General features: G+C 70.1%; 1 protein-coding gene and 1 pseudogene. One reads left to right on the forward strand and one right to left on the reverse strand.

The features are described 5' to 3' along the window. Nucleotides 1-417: 417 nt before the first annotated feature. Nucleotides 418-675: a hypothetical protein gene (locus I73_RS20340; RefSeq protein WP_022982301.1), complete on the forward strand. Its 258-nt coding sequence runs from the start codon at nt 418-420 to the stop codon at nt 673-675. Between the two features lie 10 nt (nt 676-685). Here I73_RS20340 and I73_RS29420 read toward each other — a convergent pair. Further along, a pseudogene (locus I73_RS29420) lies at nt 686-889 on the reverse strand (c-type cytochrome); the annotation flags it as partial.

The following is an 889-nucleotide window of genomic DNA, read 5'->3' on the forward strand; positions in this document are numbered from 1 at the left end:
CTTCCCGTCCGGCCTGGTGCTGTACTGGCTGACGAACAACCTGCTGTCCATCGCCCAGCAGTACGTCATCAACAAGCGCATGGGCGTGCTCTGACGCCCGCCTGAGCGGGTTCTGTCTGGAATCCGCTCGAAAGAACGCCCCGGCGGACGTCACGTCCCCGGGGCGTCGTGGTTTTTACGAATAGAAACACCCCTGCCGGCGCCCGATATCACGGGGGCGGGGGTGAACCACACGTTCTTGTCACGTGGGGTTCGTGCACAGGGTGACGCGGGAGCCGGTGACGGCGAGCGCGGCCCGCCCCCCGCGCCAACACCGCCTGGCGGGCTGCCCGACAATGCAGGCATGTTGCTGCTCGGTCGCCACCAGGATCCCATCGTCGCCATCGCCACCGCCAATTTCTCGCCACCCTGCTGCCCATGTGCGCCCGGCTGTCGGTCGGCATCGCCCGTCAGTGGCAGCTGCCAGCCCCGGTGATCGAGGCCATCGCGGCCCATGCCGAGCGTTGCGCCGACCCCGGGCGCCCGCCGACGGCAGCGACCCTGGCCACCCACCTGGACACCGCCATCCGCTGCGCACGCCGGCTTCTGCTCAAGGGCAGCGGCAGCCCCGAGCAAGCACTGCCGGCGGGCGACATGGCCTGTCAGCAGGAACTGGAGCGCGCCTTCTGCGCCTGAGGCGCCAGGCTCAGCGTGCCGCCAGCGCGGTGCCGGTCTTGGGCACCACGTAGCCGTCGTTCAGCGTCTTCAAAAAGGCGACGATGTCCTGCACCTCGGCCTCGGTCAGGCGCGGCTTGTCGCCGGGCTTCTGGCCGAAAGGCGCGTCCTGGTTGAGGTTGGCGCGGTAGGGCGCGGGCAAGTCGTCGGGCACGCGCTGGGGCCGGCCTGGGCG

This window comes from Ideonella sp. B508-1 (genome assembly GCF_000333615.1).
Lineage (GTDB): Bacteria > Pseudomonadota > Gammaproteobacteria > Burkholderiales > Burkholderiaceae_C > Ideonella.